Genomic DNA, 19,350 nt, shown 5'->3' with positions numbered 1-19,350 from the left:
TATGAGCCGCAACTCACGTCAGCCAGGAGGTAAACCATGTCGGCCAATAAGAAGCCTGTAAATACTCCGTTGCATTTGCTCCAACAGCTTTCGAGCAGCCTGCTCGAACATTTGGAAAACGCTTGTTCCCAAGCCTTGGCTGATGCTGAAAAACTGCTCGCCAAACTGGAAAAGCAACGCGGTAAGGCACAGGAAAAACTGCACAAATCGCGCACCAAATTGCAGGACGCCGCGGCGGCCGGCAAGGCCAAGGCACAAGCCAAAGCCAAGGACGCAGTGAAAGAACTTGAAGACCTGCTCGATGCACTCAAGGCACGTCAATCCGAAACCCGCGCCTACATTCTGCAACTCAAGCGCGACGCTCAGGAAAGCCTGAAACTGGCCCAGGGCGTCGGTCGTGTGAAAGAAGCCGCAGCCAAGGTGCTGAGCACTCGCTCCGCCAAACCGGCTGCCGCTCCAGCACAGAAAGCCGCAGCCAAGCCGGCGGCAAAAGCCCCGGCCAAACCTGCCGCTAAAGCACCGGCAAAAGCTGCCAGCAAACCGGCTGCCAAACCTGCCGCCAAGCCAGTGGCAAAAACCGCCGCCGCCAAACCTGCAGCTGCCAAGCCAGCGGCTAAACCGGCTGCTGCAAAAGCACCTGCAAAAGCACCTGCGAAACCTGCTGCCAAACCCGTTGCGAAAACGGCGGCTGCCAAACCGGCTGCAGCAAAACCAGCGGCCAAACCCGCCGCCAAGCCAGCGGCTAAAACCGCAGCGGCCAAGCCTGCTGCTGCCAAGCCAGCGGCTAAACCGGTAGCGGCAAAAACGGCTGCGAAGCCGGCCGCCAAACCGGCTGCGGCCAAAGCTCCGGTGAAGGCAGCAGCGAAACCCGCGGCCAAACCGGCAGCTAAACCTGCAGCAGCCAAGCCAGCGGCTTCCACTGCCGCCAAGCCAGCAGCCGCTAAACCGGCTGCAGCCAAACCAGCCGCCAAGCCGGCTGCAAAACCAGCCGCGAAGAAGCCAGCCGCCGCCAAGCCTGCTGCTGCCAAACCGGCCACCGCTCCAGCCGCCGCCAAACCAGCCACCCCGGCAACTCCGGCAGCCAAGCCGACGGCACCGGTCTCTTCGCCAGCTCCAGCGGCGACTGCTGCGCCAGCTCCGACTGCCGCTCCCGCCAGCACCACGCCAACCAGCGCTTCCTAAGCGCCGGTCACCGCGACGCACAGCGCCTGCAGCGCGTCGCGGTTGAGGTTGGCGGCTTCGGCCGCCAGTCCTTCCAGCCAGTCCGTCAGATCCTGCGCTTCACCCTCCGACCATTCTCCCGCCAGCGCCTCCAGGCGCAGCAGCAGTTGCCGCTCGGCCTCCAGTTCCAATGCCTTGACCTGTTCGCGCAAGACCGTCAGTTCCGGATCCGCGCTCGCGGCCGGGCGCCATTGCGTGCGCAGCTCGCGCAGCGGCCTGACGACTTCGTCGTGCCAGGGCTGGCCCAGGGTTCGCAGCTGTTGCAGGCGCTGCGAAGTGCAGGCCACCCCGCGCGCGCCGAGCCAGGCCGCGCAGAGTAGAAGGCAGACATTGGCCCCGGCCGCCTGAAGGTTCAGGCAGGCTTCTTCGACGCCCGGGCGGGCGTAGGTCTTGAGGGTGAAGCTCCACAGGTCAGAGGACATAGTGCTACTCGCGCCAGTTGCGAACGAAGCTGGTAGACTCCGCCGCCATTATGATTCGACTTCAGAACCTGACTTTACAGCGTGGTCCGCAACGTCTGCTAGAAGACGCCGAGCTGACCCTGCACGCCGGCCAGAAAGCCGGCCTGATCGGTGCCAACGGCGCCGGCAAATCCAGCCTGTTCGCCTTGCTGCGTGGCGAGTTGCACCCGGATTCGGGCGACTGCTTCCTGCCCGCCGACTGGCGCATCGCCCATATGCGCCAGGAGGTCGATACCCTCGAGCGGCTGGCGGTCGACTACGTGCTCGATGGCGACCTGCGCCTGCGTCAGGTGCAGCGTGAGCTGGCCGCCGCCGAAGCGGCCCATGACGGTGCGGCCCTGGCGCGCCTGCATGCCGAGCTGGACAGCGCCGACGGTTATACCGCCGACGCCCGGGCGCGCAAGCTGCTGGCCGGCCTGGGTTTCAGCAACGAGCAGATGGACCGCCAGGTCGGCGACTTCTCCGGTGGCTGGCGGATGCGCCTGAACCTGGCGCAGGCGCTGATGTGCCCGTCGGACCTGCTGTTGCTCGACGAACCGACCAACCACTTGGACCTCGATGCGATCCTCTGGCTGGAGGACTGGCTCAAGGGCTACCCCGGCACTTTGCTGCTGATTTCCCACGACCGCGATTTCCTCGATGCCGTGGTCGACCATGTGGCTCACGTCGATCAGCGCAAGATCACCCTCTATCGCGGTGGCTACAGCGCCTTCGAGCGCGCCCGTGCCGAACGCCTGGCGCAACAGCAGCAAGCCTATGAGAAGCAGCAGGCGCAACGCGCGCACATGGAAAAGTACATTGCGCGCTTCAAGGCCCAGGCCACCAAGGCCCGCCAGGCCCAGAGCCGGATCAAGGCCCTGGAGCGGATGGAAGAGCTGTCCGCCGCCCACGTCGACTCGCCGTTCGACTTCGTTTTCCGCGAGTCGGAAAAGATCTCCAGCCCGCTGCTCGACCTGTCCGATGCCCGTCTGGGTTACGGCGAGAAGACCGTGCTGGAGAAGGTCAAGCTGCAACTGACCCCGGGTGCGCGCATCGGTCTGCTCGGCCCCAACGGTGCGGGCAAGTCGACCCTGATCAAGAACCTCTCCGGCGAGCTGTCGCCCCTGGGCGGCCGCCTGACCCGCGGCGAGAATACCGTGGTCGGTTATTTCGCCCAGCACCAGCTGGACTCGCTCGATGCCAAGGCCAGCCCGTTGCTGCATTTGCAGCGCCTGGCGCCGACCGAGCGCGAGCAGACCCTGCGCGACTTCCTCGGTGGTTTCGACTTCCGCGGCGCGCGTATCGACGAGCCGGTGCTGAATTTCTCCGGTGGCGAAAAGGCGCGCCTGGCCCTGGCCCTGATTGCCTGGGACCGCCCGAACCTGCTGCTGCTCGACGAACCGACCAACCACCTGGACCTGGAGATGCGCCTGGCCCTGACCATGGCCTTGCAAGAGTTCAGCGGCGCGGTGCTGGTGGTCTCCCACGACCGTCACCTGTTGAAAAGCACCACCGACAACTTCTACCTGGTGGCCGACGGCAAGGTCGAAGAGTTCGACGGCGACCTGGACGACTACGCGCGCTGGCTGGTGGACTACCGCCAGCGCAACGCGCCGGTCAGCACGACCACGGTCAACCCGGACAAGACCGACAAGAAGGCCCAGCGCCAGGCCGCCGCGGCCCTGCGCCAGCAGCTGGCGCCGCACAAGCGCGAAGCCGACAAGCTGGAAACCGAGCTGGGCAAGGTCCACGAGCGGCTGGCGAAAATCGAAGCCAGCCTCGGCGACAGTGGTATCTACGAAGCCGCGCGCAAGGACGAGTTGCGTGATCTGCTGGCCGAACAGGCCAGGCTGAAGGTGCGCGAAGGCGAACTGGAAGAGGCCTGGATGGAAGCCCTGGAACTGCTGGAAAGCATGCAGGCGGAACTGGAAGCCTTGTCCTGATGGAAGCGTTCAAGTTGCCTGTGCCTATCACGTGGGTCGAGCCGCTGTGGGTCACCGTGCAAATCCTGCTGATCCTGCTGGCTGGCTACGTCACCCAGCGGTTTGTCGCGCGCTGCCTGACCCGCCTGGGTGAACGTTACCCGTTCCCGCCGCAGTTGCTGATGCCGCTGCGCGGCGGCTTGCGCTGGCTGATCATGGGCAGCGCGCTGATCTTCGTCCTGGAGCGGCTCGGGGTGTCGGCGACGGTGCTCTGGACTGCCCTGTCCGGTTTTGTCGCCGTGGCTGCGGTGGCCTTCTTCGCCATGTGGAGCGTGCTGTCCAATCTGCTCTGCGCCATCCTGATCTTCACCGTGGGCCCTTTCCGCATCGGCGATGTGGTCGAACTGGTGGATACCCTCGACAAACCGGGCATCAAGGGCCGGGTGGTGGCAATCAACCTGCTGTACACCTCGTTGATCGAGGCCGAGGAAGCCGGCACCGGCGGCGTCATGGTGCAAGTGCCCAACAGCCTGTTCTTCCAGCGTTCGGTGCGCCGCTGGCGCGGTAGCGATGCGCTGTCGGTGGGCTCCGGCGAGAAATAGTCCTGCTGCGCCGTCTCTGTAGCCGCAGCCGAGCATCGCGAGGCTGCGATCGGCTGCGACGCAGACGTGCTCTTGAGATCGCAGGAAGCTCCTGCGTGTCGAGCGCGACCCCGGCCTATCGCAGCCTTCGGCAGTGGCTACAGGTGGCCGGCGATGCCTGTCCGACAAAAATCTATGGTCATCCGCCCGCCGGCGCATTAGCTTAGGCATCTACGACGAATTCGAGCCGAGGTGTGCGATGGTTCTTGAGACATGGCTGGCGTTTTTTGCCGCCTGCTGGGTGATCAGCCTTTCCCCGGGGGCCGGCGCGATTGCGTCGATGTCTTGCGGTCTGCAATACGGTTTCTGGCGCGGTTACTGGAACGCCCTGGGCCTGCAACTGGGCCTGGCCATGCAGATTGCGATTGTCGCCGCCGGCGTGGGGGCGATTCTCGCGGCATCCTCGACCGCCTTTTACGCGATCAAATGGTTCGGCGTGGCTTATCTGGTCTACCTCGCGGTCAAACAGTGGCGCGCGCTGCCCAGCGACCTGAGCGACGACGCCGCGATCCGACCGATCGGCAAACCGCTGGCGCTGGTGTTCCGCGGGTTCCTGGTCAACATCAGCAACCCCAAGGCGCTGGTGTTCATGCTGGCGGTCCTGCCGCAGTTCATCGATCCTCACGCACCGCTGGTGAAGCAGTACCTGATCCTCGGCGCGACCATGATTGCCGTCGACCTGATCGTCATGGCCGGCTACACCGGCCTGGCCTCCAAGGTCCTGCGCCTGCTGCGCACGCCTACCCAGCAACGGCGCATGAACCGCACCTTCGCCGGTCTGTTCCTCGGCGCCGCCGGGTTGCTGGCGACCATTCGCAAAGCGCCGGTCTAAGAGGCCGGTCACATAAAAAAGGCGCCCATCGAGGGCGCCTTTTTTGTGCGTGCGCCTCAGGGAAACCGCGAGCATGAACCCGTCCCGGCCGCGCCCGGATTTATTTCATCTTTGTTCAGGAAACCCCGGACCCCAGGTGATTCAAGGCTTTGGCCCGGCATCAGGAACCACGGCGCCTGGGTGTCTGTATGACAGAGCTTGAGTGAAACTCATTGGAAGTGAACAATGTGTTACTTCGTATTTCCATTTGAGATTCGTTCATGACTGCCCCCTCCCGTTTCCTGGCGTGGCTCGTGCTGCCGGTATTGGCCCTGTGCAGCGCCAACCTGCTGGCGGACACCGTAGAAGGCGCGCCCAAGGCGCTGCACCTGCTCGACTACATTGGCGCGGACTACCCTCCGACAGTCGAGGCGGGCAAGGTCATTGACGACTCCGAGTACCGTGAACAGGTCGAGTTTCTCGGCGTGTTGCAGGGGCTGGTCGCCGATTTGCCGGCCAAGCCGGAGAAGGCCGAGCTGGAGCAGGGCATCGCCAGCCTGAACGACGCGGTCAAGGCCAAGGCGGACGGCGCCCTCGTCGCCCGTCAGGCGCGGCAGCTGGGCGCCAAGCTGGCGGTGGCCTATGAGGTCAGCCAGGCGCCGATCATCACTCCGGACCCGAGCCGTGGCGCGCCTTTGTATGCCCAGCATTGCTCGGTGTGTCACGGCGACACCGGTGCCGGCGATGGCCCGGCTGGGGTCGGCCTGACGCCGCCACCGGCCAACCTGCGGGATGCGGCGCGCACGGATCACCTGAGCCTCTACGCGATCTACAACACCCTCGGCCTGGGCGTCGAAGGCACCGACATGCCGTCGTTCGCCGATCAGCTGGATGACCGCCAGCGCTGGGACCTGGCGACCTATATCGCCGGCTTCACTGCCGACCCGGCCGCGGCGAAGGGTGACAAGAGCTACAACCTCGCCGACCTGGCCCGCCAGACCCCAAGCGAAGTGCAGGCCGCCGAAGGCCCGCAGGCCGCGGCCACCTTCCGGGCCCAGCGCGCCCAGCCGCCACAGGTCAAGCGCGGCCCGGCGCAACTGCTCGACTACACTGCCTCGACCCTGGACAAGAGCCTGACCGCCTACCGCGCCGGTGACCGCGAACAAGCCTACGACCTGTCGGTGGCGGCGTACCTGGAAGGCTTCGAGCTGGTGGAAAGCTCCCTCGACAACGTCGATGCCAATGTGCGCAAGGACACCGAGAAAGCCCTGATGGCCTACCGTCAGGCGCTGCAGGACGGCTTGCCGGCAGAGCAGGCCGAGCAGCGCCTGGATGCCGCCAAGGCCAAGCTGAAAGAGTCGGCGGGCCTGCTGGGCAGCGATGGCCTGAGCTGGTCCCTGAGCTACATTTCTGGCCTGCTGATCCTGCTGCGCGAAGGCCTGGAAGCGATCCTGGTGCTGGCGGCGATCCTGGCCTTCCTGCGCAATACCGGCCAGCAGTCGGCGGTACGCAGCGTCAACGTCGGTTGGGGGCTGGCGTTGCTGGCCGGCCTGGCGACCTGGGCGCTGGCGGCGTATGTGATCGACGTCAGCGGCTCCCAGCGCGAGTTGCTGGAAGGCGCCACGGCCTTGTTCGCCAGTGTCATGGTGCTCTGGCTCGGGGTGTGGATGCACGACCGCCGGCACGCCGCGGCCTGGCAGGACTACATCAAGAGCAGCCTGGTGGGCGGCGGCGGCCGTTTCGGTTTTGCGGTGCTGGCGTTCTTCTCGGTCTATCGCGAGCTGTTCGAGGTGATCCTGTTCTACGAAACCCTGTGGCTGCAGGCCGGCCCGGCGGGCCACAACGCAGTGCTGGCCGGCGGCGCCACGGCGCTGGTGCTGCTGGTCGGCCTGGCCTGGGTGATCCTGCGCGGTTCGGCCAAGTTGCCGCTGGCGCTGTTCTTCGGCATCAACGCGGCGTTGCTGTGCGCCTTGTCGGTGGTGTTTGCCGGGCATGGTGTCAAGGCGCTGCAGGAGGCTGGAATCTTCGGTACGCGGCCGGTGGCGTTCTTCGACTTCGACTGGCTGGGCATTCACGCCGATGCCTACTCGCTGACGGCACAGGCGGTGGCGATCGTGGCGATCATCGTGCTCTACAGTCGCAGCCGCATCGCCGAGAAACGGCGGACCCAGGTTTCCTGAGGCATCCGTTTCGCTCATTATCGCGGGCAAGCCTTGTGCCTACGGTTCATCGAGAACTGTAGGCGCGAGGCTTGCCCGCGATGCTTTTCAGGAGGAGTCACGCAATGCGTGTGTGGATCGATGCCGACGCCTGCCCCAAGGCGGCGAAGGATCAGGTGGTGAGGTTTGCCCTCAAGCGCCAGTTCGAGCTGGTGCTGGTGGCGGGGCAGCCGCAGATCAAGCCGGCCTTTGCCTGCGTCAAGCTGATCGTGGTGCCCAGCGGCCCGGATGCGGCTGACGATTATCTGGTGGAACACGCGGTGCCGGGCGAACTGGTGATCTGCAGCGACGTGCCCCTGGCCGACCGGCTGGTGAAGAAGGGCGTCGCCGCCCTCGACCCGCGGGGCAAGGAGTTCGATGCGCAGAACATGGGCGAGCGGCTGGCGGTGCGTAACCTGTTTACCGATCTGCGCGAGCAGGGGCAGGTCGGTGGCGGGCAAGGCGCTTATGGGGATCGCGAGAAGCAGGCCTTCGCCAATGCCCTGGACCGGATCCTGACGCGGCTGGCGCGTCAGGCCTGACAATTCCCGCGAGGGCGCTTGCCGCTCGCCACGGCTTTTGGGTTACTTGTCGTTTTCGTGGGTCAGTTCCAGCACCCGATCCACCAGCTTATTGATTCCGGCCGCGGCTTCGCTGATGGACTGCGCGAGCATGTAGGCCGGGGTGCTGACCAGCTTGCGCGCCTTGTCCTCGATGATGTCGCCGACGGTGCACTCTGCATGGGTCGCGCCCATCTTGCTGACGGCGGCCGCGGTGTCGGCGTCGTTGCCGATGGTGCAGGTGACGCCCGGGCCATAGATCTTCGCCGCCAATGCCGGCGAGATGCAGATCAGGCCCACCGGCTTGCCGGCTTCGGCGAAGGCTTCGGTCAGTGCCAGGACATCCGGCTGGACCGTGCAGCCGGCCCCTTCCACGGCGAAGTTGGAAAGGTTTTTCGCCGCGCCAAAACCGCCAGGCACGATCAGCGCGTCGAAGTCTTCGGCGTTGGCCTCGCGGATGTCTTTGACTTGGCCGCGGGCGATGCGCGCCGATTCCACCAGGACATTGCGCGATTCGGGCATCTCTTCACCGGTCAGGTGGTTGATCACATGCAGCTGGGCGATGTTCGGGGCGAAGCACTGCACCTGGGCGCCACGCTGGTCCAGGCGCAGCAGGGTGATGACGCTTTCATGGATCTCGGCACCGTCGTAGACGCCACAGCCGGAAAGGATCACTGCAACTTTTTTGCTCATGGTTTTTTCTCCAGATTCATGGCGTTAAATGTCCACTAATTTGTTGCCCGTTGCCATAGGGTTATCCCGCCGCCCGACCTAATCTTCGATCAGGATTGCGATCAGGTCGTGTGATGAATTTCATTCTGTATGCGGCGCAGTTCTTCTTCGTGCTGATAGTCCTCGAGCTGCTGGCCGACCGCTGGCGGGGGAACAACTATCGGGTCGCGGACGCTCTCTACATGGATCGCAACTACGGCGGCGTGTTCATTATTTGGGACCGGCTGTTCGGCACCTTTCAGGAGGCGGACGACAACGAGCCGGTGGTCTTCGGCGTCACCACGCCCCTGGCCAGCTGGAACCCGGTGTGGGCCAATCTGCAGTTTGCTGACGATGCGCGGTGTACGCGGCTCTTGGCAGCTACCTGATGCTGGGCTGGAGCGCCATGGCCTTTGGTCTGTTCGTATTGGGGGTGGCGCTGGAGAATCGCCCGTGGGCGTTGAAGAGGGAGCTGCTGCGGCTGGCGTCGAATCTGCCGCTGGTGTGGCTGGCGCCTCTGGTCGGGCTGTGGCCGGCCAGCGCCTTGGGCTGGGTCGGCCTGATCAGTTACAGCCTGCTCAGTGGCATTGCGCTTTACTGCTGCCGGGGTCGTCTTACTCGACTGGCGTCTTAGACTTGCAGCAATCGCTCTGCTCGTTCTGCTTGACCTGTTCGGCTTCGTAGATCGCCTTGGCCAGTCGCGCATTTTTGAAGCGGCGGCGCAGCCACAGGGCGAAACCCAGGACCAGCAAGGCGCCGAGCACCCACAGTTCGTACTTCTTGATGCTGCCCAGCATGCCTTCGAGCACGGCGCCGAAGTGATAGGCCGCGGCGGCCAGGGCTGCGGCCCAGATCGCCGCGCCAATGCCGTTGAGCAACAGATAACGTCCCGGCGGATACCCCGACAGGCCGATGGCCACCGGCATCACGGTACGCAGGCCGTAAACGAAGCGGAAACTCAGCACCCAGATGTCCGGATGTTTGCGGATATGCTCCAGCGCACGATCGCCCATCAATTGCCAGCGCGGCTTGCGCGCCAGCAGCTTGCGCCCGTGCTTGCGTCCCAGGAAGTACCACAGCTGGTCGCCGGCATAGCTGCCGAAGAACGCCACGACCACCACCAGGTTGATGTCCATGTATCCGCGAAACGCGAGGAAGCCGGCCAGGACCAGGATGGTCTCGCCTTCGAAGAATGTGCCGAGAAAGAGGGCGAAGTAGCCGAATTCCTGAAGAAATTGTTGGAGCATTGTCTGGATGCTGGCGAAATGAACGCGCAGCCTAACCCTTCGGGCCCATGGAGGAAAGTATCCAAATGTGTCTCGACGTGAACAAATGCTGGCTGGACAATAGCTGCGACTACCGGTCACAGGGTTAAGCACAACTGTCATCCGTTCGTCATAATGGGCGCTTATAACTGTCACGCTCGCCCGCCTGTGCGGGCTCAGGAGTCTGTCGTGAGCTTTACCCCAGCCAACCGTTTGTTTCCCGCCACTCGCCTGCGTCGCAATCGCCGTGATGATTTTTCTCGTCGCCTGGTGCGTGAAAACGTCCTGACCACCGATGACCTGATCCTGCCGGTATTCGTGCTCGACGGTGAGAGTCGTCGGGAAGCGGTGGCCTCGATGCCGGGCGTCGAACGCCTGACCATCGACCTGCTGCTGGAGGAAGCGGCGAAGTGGGTCGAGCTGGGGATTCCCGCGCTGGCTTTGTTCCCGGTGACCCCGGCGGATCTCAAGTCGCTGGACGCCGCCGAAGCCTGGAACCCGGAAGGCATTGCCCAGCGCGCCACCCGCGCGCTGCGTGAGCGTTTCCCTGAACTGGGGGTGATCACCGACGTGGCGCTCGACCCGTTCACTACCCACGGTCAGGACGGCATCCTCGACGAAGAAGGCTATGTGCAGAACGACATCACCGTCGATGCACTGGTCAAGCAAGCCCTGTCCCATGCCGAAGCCGGCGCCCAGGTGGTCGCGCCTTCGGACATGATGGACGGCCGCATCCAGGCGATCCGCGAAGCCCTGGAGTTGGCCGGGCATGTCAACGTGCGGATCATGGCCTATTCGGCCAAGTACGCCAGCGCCTATTACGGTCCGTTCCGCGATGCGGTCGGCTCGGCGCTGAACCTGGGCAAGGCCAACAAGGCCTCCTACCAGATGGACCCGGCCAACAGCCACGAAGCCCTGCATGAAGTGGCCGCCGACCTCGCCGAAGGCGCGGACATGGTCATGGTCAAGCCGGGCATGCCGTACCTGGACATCCTTTGGCGGGTCAAGGATGAATTCAAGGTGCCGACTTTTGTCTATCAGGTCAGCGGCGAATACGCCATGCACATGGCGGCGATCCAGAATGGCTGGTTGAGCGAAGGGGTTATTCTCGAATCCTTGACCGCCTTTAAACGCGCGGGTGCCGATGGCATCCTGACTTACTTTGCCGTTCGTGCTGCTCAATTGTTACGAGAGCAAAAATAGCCCTCCCAGGAACACGCGATGAATACCGAAGGACTCACTGAAGTTGCCGTAAAAGAAGCTCAACCCGTGGTCGAGCAGGTCGTTGAAACACCACCGGAGCTGGAAGCCCCGCCGGTGCAAGCGGACGCACCGCATGTGGCGATGCCGACCCTGGTCATCCCGAGCCTGGATGACAGCAGCCTGTATATCCATCGCGAGCTGTCGCAACTGCAGTTCAACATCCGCGTGCTGGAGCAGGCGCTGGATGAGTCCTATCCGTTGCTGGAGCGCCTGAAGTTCCTGCTGATCTTCTCCAGCAACCTGGACGAGTTCTTCGAGATCCGCGTCGCCGGCCTGAAGAAGCAGATCACCTTCGCCCGTGAACAGGCCGGTGCCGATGGCCTGCAGCCGCACCAGGCCCTGGCGCGCATCAGCGACCTGGTGCACGGTCACGTCGACCGCCAGTACGCGATCCTCAACGACATCCTGTTGCCGGAGCTTGAGAAACATCAGGTCCGCTTCATCCGTCGCCGTTACTGGACCACCAAGCTCAAGACCTGGGTCCGTCGTTACTTTCGCGACGAGATCGCGCCGATCATCACCCCGATCGGCCTCGACCCGACGCACCCGTTCCCGCTGCTGGTGAACAAGAGCCTGAACTTCATCGTCGAACTCGAAGGGATCGACGCCTTCGGTCGCGACTCCGGCCTGGCGATCATCCCGGCGCCGCGCCTGCTGCCGCGGATCATCAAGGTGCCGGAAGAAGTCGGCGGCCCTGGCGACAACTATGTGTTCCTCTCGTCGATGATCCACGCCCACGCCGATGACCTGTTCCAGGGCATGAAGGTAAAGGGCTGCTATCAGTTCCGCCTGACCCGCAACGCCGACCTGGCGGTGGACACCGAGGACGTCGAAGACCTGGCCCGCGCCCTGCGCGGCGAGCTGTTCTCCCGTCGTTACGGCGACGCGGTGCGTCTGGAAGTGGCCGACACTTGCCCGAAACACCTGTCCGACTACCTGCTCAAGCAGTTCAACCTGAGCGAGACCGAGCTGTACCAGGTCAACGGTCCGGTGAACCTGACGCGCCTGTTCAGCATCACCGGCCTGGACAGCCACCCGGAGCTACAATACACGCCGTTCACCCCGCAGATTCCCAAGCTGTTGCAGAACAGCGAGAACATCTTCAGCGTGATCAGCAAGCAGGACATCCTGCTGCTGCACCCGTTCGAGTCCTTCACCCCGGTGGTCGACCTGCTGCGTCAGGCGGCCAAGGATCCGCATGTGCTGGCGGTGCGCCAGACCCTGTACCGCTCCGGCGCCAACTCGGAAATCGTCGATGCGCTGGTGGATGCGGCGCGTAACGGCAAGGAAGTCACCGCGGTGATCGAGTTGCGCGCGCGCTTCGACGAAGAGTCCAACCTGCAACTGGCCAGCCGCCTGCAAGCGGCCGGCGCGGTGGTGATCTACGGCGTGGTCGGCTTCAAGACCCACGCCAAGATGATGTTGATCCTGCGGCGCGAAGCCGGTGAGATCGTGCGCTACGCCCACCTGGGCACCGGTAACTACCATGCCGGCAACGCCCGCCTGTATACCGACTACAGCCTGCTGACCTCCGACGACGCCTTGTGCGAGGACGTCGGCAAGCTCTTCAGCCAGTTGATCGGCATGGGCAAGACCCTGCGCATGAAGAAGCTGCTGCACGCGCCCTTCACCCTGAAGAAGGGCATGCTCGACATGATTGCCCGGGAGACCCAGTTCGCCCTCGACGGCAAGCCGGCGCACATCATCGCCAAGTTCAACTCGCTGACCGATCCGAAGATCATCCGCGCGCTGTACAAGGCCAGCCAGTCGGGCGTGCGCATCGACCTGGTGGTGCGGGGCATGTGCTGCCTGCGTCCGGGGATCGCCGGCGTGTCGCACAATATCCATGTGCGCTCGATCATCGGCCGCTTCCTGGAGCACACCCGGGTGTTCTACTTCCTCAATGGCGGCGAGGAGCAGATGTTCCTCTCCAGTGCCGACTGGATGGAGCGCAACCTCGACAAGCGCGTCGAGACTTGCTTCCCGGTCGAGGGCAAGAAGCTGATCCTGCGGGTCAAGAAGGAGCTGGAAAGTTATCTCACCGATAACACCCACAGCTGGAGCCTGCAGTCGGACGGTCGCTATATCCGCAACACCCCGACCGGCAACCAGAACCCGCGCAGCGCCCAGGCCACCCTGCTGGAGCGCCTGAGCAACCCGGTGCTGGCGGTGCGCTGAGCCCGGGGCTTATTCAGCCCATGAAAAAGCCGGCTTGCCGGCGATGGTGCCCTTTGGAAGGAGCCCATCGCCGGCAAGCCGGCTTTTTTGTGCGGGGCGTTTCAGTGCACGTTGAGGGTGATCCCGACCCGGGTCAGCCATTCCGCTTCCAGGGCGAAGTCGGCCTGGGTCAGCTGGTTCTCGTCGAGCCAGTTTGCCGGGAACATCACCTCCAGGCTGTCGCCGGCGGCGTGCAGCTTCACCTGGGGCATTTCCTGGGTACCGCGGATGTGGTGGAACAGGATGGCGAAACGCAGCAGCACGCACAGGCGGATCAGCTTGCTGCCTTCCTCGCCGAATTCGGCGAACTTGTCCTTGGGAATGTTGCGGCGGTGACCGCGTACCAGTAGCGCGAGCATTTGCTGGTCTTCGCGGGAGAAGCCGGCGAGGTCCGAGTGCTCGATCAGGTAGGCGCCGTGCTTGTGGTAATGGTAGTGGGCGATATCCAGGCCCACTTCATGGACCTTGGCGGCCCAGCCCAGCAGTTCGCGCCAGACGCCGTCCTCCAGGTCCCAGTCCTCGGCCACCTGGTCGAAGGCGTGGAGCGCCTTGCGCTCGACCCGGGCGGCCTGTTCCAGGTCGACGTGATAACGCTCCATCAACGAGCCCAGAGTGCGCTCGCGCACGTCTTCGTGGTGATGGCGGCCCAGCAGGTCGTAGAGCACGCCTTCGCGCAGGGCGCCTTCGCAATGGTCCATGCGCTGCAGTTCGAGGGCGTCGAAGATGGCTTCGAGAATCGCCAGGCCGGCGGGGAAGATCGCCCGGCGATCCGGCTTGATGCCTTCGAAGTCGATTTTCTCGGCATCGCCCAGCTTGAACAGCCGACGCTTGAGCCAAGCCAGGCCTTCGGCGTTGACTTCGCCACTGCCGTGGCCGCCGGCTTTGAGCGCCAGGCCAATGGCGCGGATGGTGCCCGAGGAGCCGATGGCTTCATCCCAGGTCAGGCGATGCAGGGCGTGTTCGATGCTCATGATTTCCAGGCGCGCTGCGGTGTAGGCCTGGGCGTAGCGCGCCGGGGTGATCTTGCCGTCGCGGAAATAGCGCTGGGTGAAGCTGACGCAGCCCATCTGCAGGCTTTCGCGCAGCAGCGGCTCGAAGCGCTGGCCAATGATGAATTCGGTACTGCCGCCGCCGATGTCGGCGACCAGGCGCTTGCCCGGGGTATCGGCGAGGGTATGGGACACGCCCAGGTAGATGAGGCGGGCTTCTTCACGACCGGAGATGACTTCCACCGGGTGGCCGAGGATTTCCTCGGCGCGGCGGATGAATTCGCCGCGGTTGCGGGCTTCGCGCAGGGCGTTGGTGCCGACGATGCGTACCGCGCCCAGGGGCATGCCGTTGATCAGTTGGGCGAAGCGCTTCAGGCAATCGAGCCCGCGTTGCATGGATTCTTCGTTGAGTTGACGGTCTTCGTCGATCCCGGCGGCCAGCTGAACCTTTTCACCGAGCCGCTCGAGAATGCGGATTTCATTATGGTGAGCCTTGGCCACGACCATGTGAAAGCTGTTGGAGCCCAGGTCGATGGCGGCGATCAGGGACAGATTCTTGGCTTGGGTTTGCGGCATGGTTTGGGGGTCTCGGTCGATAACCTTGCCATCCTGCCACGATCAATCGCTCGCGCCAACGCGCAGTGTCCAATGCGTTGATTCAACGCATGAATCCTTACGCCACAGCTCCCTGTAGCCGCTGCCGCAGGCTGCGACCGACTGCGCAGCAGGCGCTGTTCTTGAGAGCCCAGGGAGGCCCTGCGACCAGCGTGGCCCGGACCATCGCAGCCTGCGGCAGTGGCTACAGGTAGCATCAAGCGCTTTCATTGGTCCCGATGAAATTCGCCAGTTCCGGCGTCTGCGGGTTGGCGAACAGCACTTTCGGGTCGCCCACTTCATGCACCTTGCCCTGATGCATGAACACCAGCTTGTCGCCCACTTCCCGGGCGAAACGCATCTCGTGGGTCACCATGATCAGGGTCATGCCGTCCTTGGCCAGCTGGCGCACCACGCTCAGGACTTCGTTGACCAGCTCCGGGTCCAGGGCCGAGGTGATCTCGTCGCACAGCAGCACCTTGGGCGACATGGCCAGCGCCCGGGCGATCGCCACTCGCTGTTGTTGGCCGCCGGACAAACGGTCGGGGAAGGCGTCGAACTTCTCCTCCAGGCCGACCCGCTTCAGCATCTCCCGCGCCAGCTCGGCGGCCCTGGCCTTGGGCACCTTCTGTACCACCTGCGGGGCGAGCATGACGTTCTCGCCGACGGTCAGGTGCGGGAACAGGTTGAACTGCTGGAACACCATGCCGACCTTCTGCCGCAGGCTACGCAGGTCGGCGCGGGCGGCGTCGAGGTATTCGCCGTCGACTTCGATGACCCCGTCGTTGATCGATTCCAGGCCGTTGAGGGTGCGCAGCAAGGTGCTCTTGCCCGAGCCGCTGCGGCCGATGATCGCCACCACCTGGCCTTCCTCGATACTGAGGTCGATGCCCTTGAGCACATGATGGTCGCCGTAATATTTATGCAGGGCGGAAATTCTAAGCAGAGGCATGCAGTCTCCTTTCCAGGTAGCGCGCACTGAGGGACAGGGGGTAGCACAGCAGGAAGTAACCGAGCGCTACCAGGCCGTAGACCATGAAGGGCTCGAAGGTGGCGTTGGCGAGCATGCCGCCGGTCTTGGTCAGCTCGGTGAAGCCGATGATCGAGGTCACCGCGGTGCCTTTGACCACCTGCACCGAGAAGCCCACGGTAGGCGCCACGGCAATCCGCAGCGCCTGCGGCAGGATCACATGGCGCAGCTGTTCATAAGGGTTGAGCGCCAGGCTGGAGGAGGCTTCCCACTGGCCGTTGGGGATCGAGTCGACGCAGCCGCGCCAGATCTCCGCCAGGTAGGCGCTGGTGAACAGCGTCAGGGCGATGGCCGCCGCCAGCCAGGGCGAGATATCCACCCCCAGCAGGGCGATGCCGAAGAACACCAGGAACAGCTGCATCAACAGCGGCGTGCCCTGGAACAGCTCGATGTACAGGCGGGCGAAACCGCTGGGGAAAGCCTTCTTGGAAATGCGCAGGGTCATGATCAGCAAACCGATCAGCCCGCCGCCGACAAAGGCCACCAGCGACAGCAGCAGGGTCCATTGCAGGCCGGTCAGCAGGTTGCGCACGATGTCCCAGAAGCTGAAATCACTCATTGGCTGCTCCTCGCGATATAGCGGCGCCCGACCCAGTTCAGCAGCTGCCGGATCAGCAGGGCCATGCACAGGTAGATCAGCGTGGTCAGGGCGTAGGTTTCAAAGGCGCGGAAGTTGCGCGACTGAATGAAGTTGGCGGCGAAGCTCAGCTCCTCGGTGGCGATCTGCGAACACACCGCCGAACCGAGCATGACGATGATGATCTGGCTGCTCAGGGCCGGCCACACCTTGCCCAGCGCCGGCAGCAATACCACATGGCGGAAGGCTTCCAGGCGCGTCATGGCCAGGGCCGCCGCGGCCTCCAGTTGGCCGCGGGGGATGGCCTGGATGCCGGCGCGAATGATTTCAGTGGAGTAGGCGCCCAGGTTGATCACCATCGCCAGCACCGCCGCCTGCCACTCGGATATCTGCAGCCCCAGGGACGGCAGGCCGAAGAAGATGAAGAACAGCTGCACCAGGAACGGGGTGTTGCGGATCAGCTCGACGTAGACGCCGAAGAGAGCAGAGAAGGGCTGGATCTTCCAGGCCCGCACCACCGCGCCGACTATGCCCAGGCCGACCCCGAGCAATGCGCCGATGGCGGTCAGCTCAAGGGTGAACAGGGCGCCGCGCAGCAGCAGGCTGGTGTTTTCCAGCACCGGTAGAAAGTCGAACTGATAAGCCATGGATAACCTCCGCGACCGCGATCAGAGGCCAGCCGGCAATGGCTGCTTGAGCCACAGCTGGGCGTTCTTTTCCAGGCTGCCGTCGGCCTTGGCGGTGGTGAGGATCTGGTTGACCTTGTCCAGCAGCTCCGGCTGGTTCTTGTTCACACCGACATAGACCGGGGAATCCTTGAGCTTGACCTTCATCGCCGGGATGCGTTTCGGGTTGCGCTCGCTGATGGCGACCATCACCACGTTGCCGCTGGCGATCAGGTCGACCTGGCCGGCCAGGTAGGCGGCGATGGTCGAGTTGTTGTCCTCGAAGCGCTTGATGGTCACGCCTTGCGGGGCCACGGCGGTCAATTCGATGTCTTCGATGGCGCCACGGGTGACGCTGATGGTCTTGCCCTTGAGATCGTCGAGGGTGGCGACTGGTGCTTCGGGTGGGCCGAATACTGCCAGGTAGAAGGGCGCGTAGGCCTGGGAGAAGTCGATGACCTTCTCGCGCTCCGGGTTTTTGCCGAGGCTGGAGATCACCAGGTCGACCTTGCCGGTGGTCAGGAACGGAATGCGGTTGGTGCTGTTGACCGGGGTCAGTTCGAGCTTGACCTTGAGCTGGTCGGCCAGCAGTTTCGCGGTGTCGATATCCAGGCCGCGGGGTTTCATGTCCGGACCGACCGAGCCGAAGGGTGGGAAATCCTGGGGCACGGCCACCTTGAGGGTGCCACGGGCGACGACATCGTCCAGGCCGCTGGCGTGGGCGGGCGTCTGACTCAGCATCAGACTGGCAAACAGGGCAGAGAGCAGGGCGCTGAAACGCTTGGTCATGGCAAATCTCCGGATTCACGGGAAGTGATTTCTGCGCAGCGACACAGCACAGCCCGTGCCAAACGCCGGAAAAAGCCCTGGAGCGCCGGGTTTTGCTGGCGTCCTTCGGTCTTACTGGTCTGAACAGTTGATGGCGTTTCTGCCCCCTTATCGAGCGTCCGGAGAGGCGCCCGAACCCCCTTGGGGCACGACTTGCCGGGCTCGGCGAATAGCTTTACAACTAGCCTTTTCCTGGACCGGCCAGCCTGCATTCTATGAACTCGATCTCCCGCGCCGTACCCGAGGTGGCGCTGCAAGCCATCCGCCAATTGATCAACGAGCGCGGCTTCGGCCCGGGCGATGCACTGCCGTCGCAGCGCGATCTGGCCGTGCAACTGGGGGTCAGTCGGGCTTCATTGCGCGAGGCGCTGTCGTCCTTGAGCGCCTTGGGGGTGATCAGCGTGCAGCCCGGCAAAGGCGTGTTCGTGCAGGCCGCGGAATCGCCGGTCAATGGCGCGGGGCTGAGCTGGCCGTTCGCGGCCCAGGCGTCGCCGACGGATATCTTCCAATTGCGCTACGCCCTGGAAGGCTTCGCCGCGGGGCTGGCGGCCGTGACCCTGACCGCAGATGAGCTGGATGCGCTGCAGGATAATGTCGAGGCCATGCGCAACGAGCTGCGGGCGGCGGATTTCGAAGCGGCGGCGCGGCTGGATTTCGAGTTTCACCAGAAGATCCTGCAAGCCAGCGGCAATCAGGCAATGGTGAGCATTCTCAGCACCAGCGCCGAGATCTTCCTGGAGAGCCAGAAACTACCGTTCATCCGGCCCGAGCGGGCCATGGAAACCTGGCAGGAGCACCGCAAGATCCTCCGCGGGCTGGCCCGGCATGCCTCTGGGGCGGCGCAGAAGGCCATGCAGGAGCATGTGCGCGGCGCGGCCCTGCGCACCGGAATCGCCTTCGTCACCCCCGCATAGTTTCCAGTTGAGCTATACCCAAATTCATCGGGCACCATAGCGAGAGTCAATCAACTCCGGCTTCCTGAACGCGGGAAGGGCGGCTATGATGGGCCACGTTTTTTTGCTTACAACCTGGAGACTTCCATGAGCAGCGATCTTATCAAACACGTTAGCGACGCTAGCTTCGAGGCTGACGTACTCAAGGCCGAAGGCGCTGTACTGGTCGACTACTGGGCTGAGTGGTGCGGCCCATGCAAAATGATCGCTCCGGTCCTGGACGAAATCGCTGAAACCTACAAAGGCAAGCTGACCGTTGCCAAGCTGAACATCGACGAAAACCAGGAAACCCCGGCCAAGCATGGCGTGCGTGGTATCCCGACGCTGATGCTGTTCAAGAACGGCAACGTCGAAGCCACCAAGGTCGGCGCACTGTCCAAGTCGCAACTGGCTGCTTTCCTCGACGCCAACATCTAAGCGTCGTTGTAAATCGCATCAAAAAAGCCCCGTAAATAGCGGGGCTTT

The 19,350-nt window shown here is 63.8% G+C and carries 18 protein-coding genes and 1 pseudogene; 11 read left to right on the top strand and 8 right to left on the bottom strand.

All coding sequences use genetic code 11. The features are described from left to right. The first annotated feature begins 36 nt into the window (after positions 1-36). Entirely contained in the window at positions 37-1,182 is a 1,146-nt protein-coding gene (locus C4K27_RS29815; protein WP_081002348.1) for an AlgP family protein, read from the top strand. On the opposite strand, the gene C4K27_RS29810 is transcribed toward C4K27_RS29815, so the two are convergent. Next, on the bottom strand, positions 1,179-1,643 hold the full coding sequence (locus C4K27_RS29810; protein WP_053263069.1) for a TIGR02444 family protein: 465 nt from the start codon (positions 1,641-1,643) through the stop codon (positions 1,179-1,181). The two genes, C4K27_RS29815 and C4K27_RS29810, sit on opposite strands and share 4 nt — an antisense overlap. Before the next feature lie 50 nt (positions 1,644-1,693). Between C4K27_RS29810 and C4K27_RS29805 the strand changes: the two genes are divergently transcribed. The 5 genes from C4K27_RS29805 to C4K27_RS29785 all read left to right on the top strand — a co-directional run bounded on the left by C4K27_RS29805 (position 1,694) and on the right by C4K27_RS29785 (position 7,775). Further along, a complete protein-coding gene (locus tag C4K27_RS29805; protein ID WP_053263068.1) occupies positions 1,694-3,604 on the top strand; it encodes an ATP-binding cassette domain-containing protein in 1,911 nt (636 codons plus the stop codon). Continuing rightward, the gene (locus tag C4K27_RS29800; RefSeq protein ID WP_053263067.1) at positions 3,604-4,185 is read left to right on the top strand and encodes a mechanosensitive ion channel family protein; all 582 of its coding nucleotides are present in this window, start codon (positions 3,604-3,606) and stop codon (positions 4,183-4,185) included. Before C4K27_RS29805 ends, C4K27_RS29800 begins: the two co-directional genes overlap by 1 nt. A 238-nt stretch (positions 4,186-4,423) precedes the next feature. Then, positions 4,424-5,056: a LysE family transporter gene (locus tag C4K27_RS29795; RefSeq protein ID WP_007926706.1), complete on the top strand. Its 633-nt coding sequence runs from the start codon at positions 4,424-4,426 to the stop codon at positions 5,054-5,056. Positions 5,057-5,316: 260 nt separating this feature from the next. Continuing rightward, complete coding sequence (locus C4K27_RS29790) at positions 5,317-7,215, top strand: FTR1 family protein (protein WP_053263066.1); 1,899 nt, start codon at positions 5,317-5,319, stop codon at positions 7,213-7,215. A 104-nt stretch (positions 7,216-7,319) separates the two neighbouring features. Next, positions 7,320-7,775, top strand: a complete 456-nt coding sequence (locus C4K27_RS29785) for a YaiI/YqxD family protein (protein ID WP_053263065.1) — start codon at positions 7,320-7,322, stop codon at positions 7,773-7,775. A 42-nt stretch (positions 7,776-7,817) separates the two neighbouring features. Here the strand turns inward: C4K27_RS29785 and elbB are convergent, their stop codons facing one another. Then, complete coding sequence (gene elbB, locus C4K27_RS29780; protein WP_053263064.1) at positions 7,818-8,486, bottom strand: isoprenoid biosynthesis glyoxalase ElbB; 669 nt, start codon at positions 8,484-8,486, stop codon at positions 7,818-7,820. A 197-nt stretch (positions 8,487-8,683) separates the two neighbouring features. On the opposite strand from elbB, the pseudogene C4K27_RS29775 reads away from it, so the two are divergent. After that, positions 8,684-9,138: pseudogene (locus tag C4K27_RS29775) on the top strand (sterol desaturase family protein); the annotation flags it as partial. On the opposite strand, the gene C4K27_RS29770 reads toward C4K27_RS29775, so the two are convergent. After that, a complete protein-coding gene (locus C4K27_RS29770) occupies positions 9,119-9,751 on the bottom strand; it encodes a DedA family protein (protein WP_007926712.1) in 633 nt (210 codons plus the stop codon). The pseudogene C4K27_RS29775 and the gene C4K27_RS29770 overlap by 20 nt on opposite strands. A 207-nt stretch (positions 9,752-9,958) precedes the next feature. Between C4K27_RS29770 and hemB the strand changes: the two genes are divergently transcribed. Together hemB and ppk1 are read left to right on the top strand one after the other, a co-directional pair. Continuing rightward, positions 9,959-10,972, top strand: a complete 1,014-nt coding sequence (gene hemB / locus C4K27_RS29765) for a porphobilinogen synthase (RefSeq protein WP_053263062.1) — start codon at positions 9,959-9,961, stop codon at positions 10,970-10,972. 18 nt (positions 10,973-10,990) lie between these two features. Then, positions 10,991-13,210: a polyphosphate kinase 1 gene (gene ppk1, locus C4K27_RS29760; protein WP_009046131.1), complete on the top strand. Its 2,220-nt coding sequence runs from the start codon at positions 10,991-10,993 to the stop codon at positions 13,208-13,210. Between the two features lie 101 nt (positions 13,211-13,311). Here the strand turns inward: ppk1 and ppx are convergent, their stop codons facing one another. The 5 genes from ppx to C4K27_RS29735 all read right to left on the bottom strand — a co-directional run bounded on the left by ppx (position 13,312) and on the right by C4K27_RS29735 (position 17,893). Beyond that, positions 13,312-14,814, bottom strand: a complete 1,503-nt coding sequence (gene ppx, locus C4K27_RS29755; protein ID WP_009046130.1) for an exopolyphosphatase — start codon at positions 14,812-14,814, stop codon at positions 13,312-13,314. A gap of 235 nt (positions 14,815-15,049) precedes the next feature. Then, positions 15,050-15,784, bottom strand: a complete 735-nt coding sequence (locus C4K27_RS29750; protein WP_007926719.1) for an amino acid ABC transporter ATP-binding protein — start codon at positions 15,782-15,784, stop codon at positions 15,050-15,052. After that, a complete protein-coding gene (locus C4K27_RS29745) occupies positions 15,771-16,421 on the bottom strand; it encodes an amino acid ABC transporter permease (protein ID WP_007926721.1) in 651 nt (216 codons plus the stop codon). The genes C4K27_RS29750 and C4K27_RS29745 overlap by 14 nt, the downstream gene beginning before the upstream one ends. Beyond that, positions 16,418-17,086: an amino acid ABC transporter permease gene (locus C4K27_RS29740; RefSeq protein ID WP_053263061.1), complete on the bottom strand. Its 669-nt coding sequence runs from the start codon at positions 17,084-17,086 to the stop codon at positions 16,418-16,420. The genes C4K27_RS29745 and C4K27_RS29740 overlap by 4 nt, the downstream gene beginning before the upstream one ends. 21 nt (positions 17,087-17,107) lie before the next feature. Further along, positions 17,108-17,893: a transporter substrate-binding domain-containing protein gene (locus C4K27_RS29735; protein ID WP_025807077.1), complete on the bottom strand. Its 786-nt coding sequence runs from the start codon at positions 17,891-17,893 to the stop codon at positions 17,108-17,110. Positions 17,894-18,147: 254 nt separating this feature from the next. Here C4K27_RS29735 and C4K27_RS29730 point away from each other — a divergent pair, with 254 nt between their 5' ends. Together C4K27_RS29730 and trxA are read left to right on the top strand one after the other, a co-directional pair. Then, a complete protein-coding gene (locus tag C4K27_RS29730) occupies positions 18,148-18,846 on the top strand; it encodes a FadR/GntR family transcriptional regulator (RefSeq protein WP_016703203.1) in 699 nt (232 codons plus the stop codon). Positions 18,847-18,972: 126 nt separating this feature from the next. Next, positions 18,973-19,302 carry a thioredoxin TrxA gene (trxA, locus tag C4K27_RS29725; RefSeq protein WP_003206727.1) on the top strand — a complete coding sequence of 110 codons (330 nt, stop codon included), beginning with the start codon at positions 18,973-18,975 and terminating at the stop codon, positions 19,300-19,302. The last annotated feature ends 48 nt before the right edge of the window (positions 19,303-19,350 follow it).

The organism is Pseudomonas chlororaphis subsp. chlororaphis (genome assembly GCF_003945765.1).
Taxonomy (GTDB): Bacteria; Pseudomonadota; Gammaproteobacteria; order Pseudomonadales; family Pseudomonadaceae; genus Aquipseudomonas; species Aquipseudomonas chlororaphis.
This window is presented reverse-complemented; position numbering and strand designations above follow the sequence as displayed.

Coding starts and splice junctions, on each gene's coding strand:
- C4K27_RS29815 (WP_081002348.1), top strand. CDS start 37: ATGTCGGCCAATAAGAAGCCTGTAAATACTCCGTTGCATTTGCTCCAA.
- C4K27_RS29810 (WP_053263069.1), bottom strand. CDS start 1,643: ATGTCCTCTGACCTGTGGAGCTTCACCCTCAAGACCTACGCCCGCCCG.
- C4K27_RS29805 (WP_053263068.1), top strand. CDS start 1,694: ATGATTCGACTTCAGAACCTGACTTTACAGCGTGGTCCGCAACGTCTG.
- C4K27_RS29800 (WP_053263067.1), top strand. CDS start 3,604: ATGGAAGCGTTCAAGTTGCCTGTGCCTATCACGTGGGTCGAGCCGCTG.
- C4K27_RS29795 (WP_007926706.1), top strand. CDS start 4,424: ATGGTTCTTGAGACATGGCTGGCGTTTTTTGCCGCCTGCTGGGTGATC.
- C4K27_RS29790 (WP_053263066.1), top strand. CDS start 5,317: ATGACTGCCCCCTCCCGTTTCCTGGCGTGGCTCGTGCTGCCGGTATTG.
- C4K27_RS29785 (WP_053263065.1), top strand. CDS start 7,320: ATGCGTGTGTGGATCGATGCCGACGCCTGCCCCAAGGCGGCGAAGGAT.
- elbB (WP_053263064.1), bottom strand. CDS start 8,486: ATGAGCAAAAAAGTTGCAGTGATCCTTTCCGGCTGTGGCGTCTACGAC.
- C4K27_RS29770 (WP_007926712.1), bottom strand. CDS start 9,751: ATGCTCCAACAATTTCTTCAGGAATTCGGCTACTTCGCCCTCTTTCTC.
- ppk1 (WP_009046131.1), top strand. CDS start 10,991: ATGAATACCGAAGGACTCACTGAAGTTGCCGTAAAAGAAGCTCAACCC.
- ppx (WP_009046130.1), bottom strand. CDS start 14,814: ATGCCGCAAACCCAAGCCAAGAATCTGTCCCTGATCGCCGCCATCGAC.
- C4K27_RS29750 (WP_007926719.1), bottom strand. CDS start 15,784: ATGCCTCTGCTTAGAATTTCCGCCCTGCATAAATATTACGGCGACCAT.
- C4K27_RS29745 (WP_007926721.1), bottom strand. CDS start 16,421: ATGAGTGATTTCAGCTTCTGGGACATCGTGCGCAACCTGCTGACCGGC.
- C4K27_RS29740 (WP_053263061.1), bottom strand. CDS start 17,086: ATGGCTTATCAGTTCGACTTTCTACCGGTGCTGGAAAACACCAGCCTG.
- C4K27_RS29735 (WP_025807077.1), bottom strand. CDS start 17,893: ATGACCAAGCGTTTCAGCGCCCTGCTCTCTGCCCTGTTTGCCAGTCTG.
- C4K27_RS29730 (WP_016703203.1), top strand. CDS start 18,148: ATGAACTCGATCTCCCGCGCCGTACCCGAGGTGGCGCTGCAAGCCATC.
- trxA (WP_003206727.1), top strand. CDS start 18,973: ATGAGCAGCGATCTTATCAAACACGTTAGCGACGCTAGCTTCGAGGCT.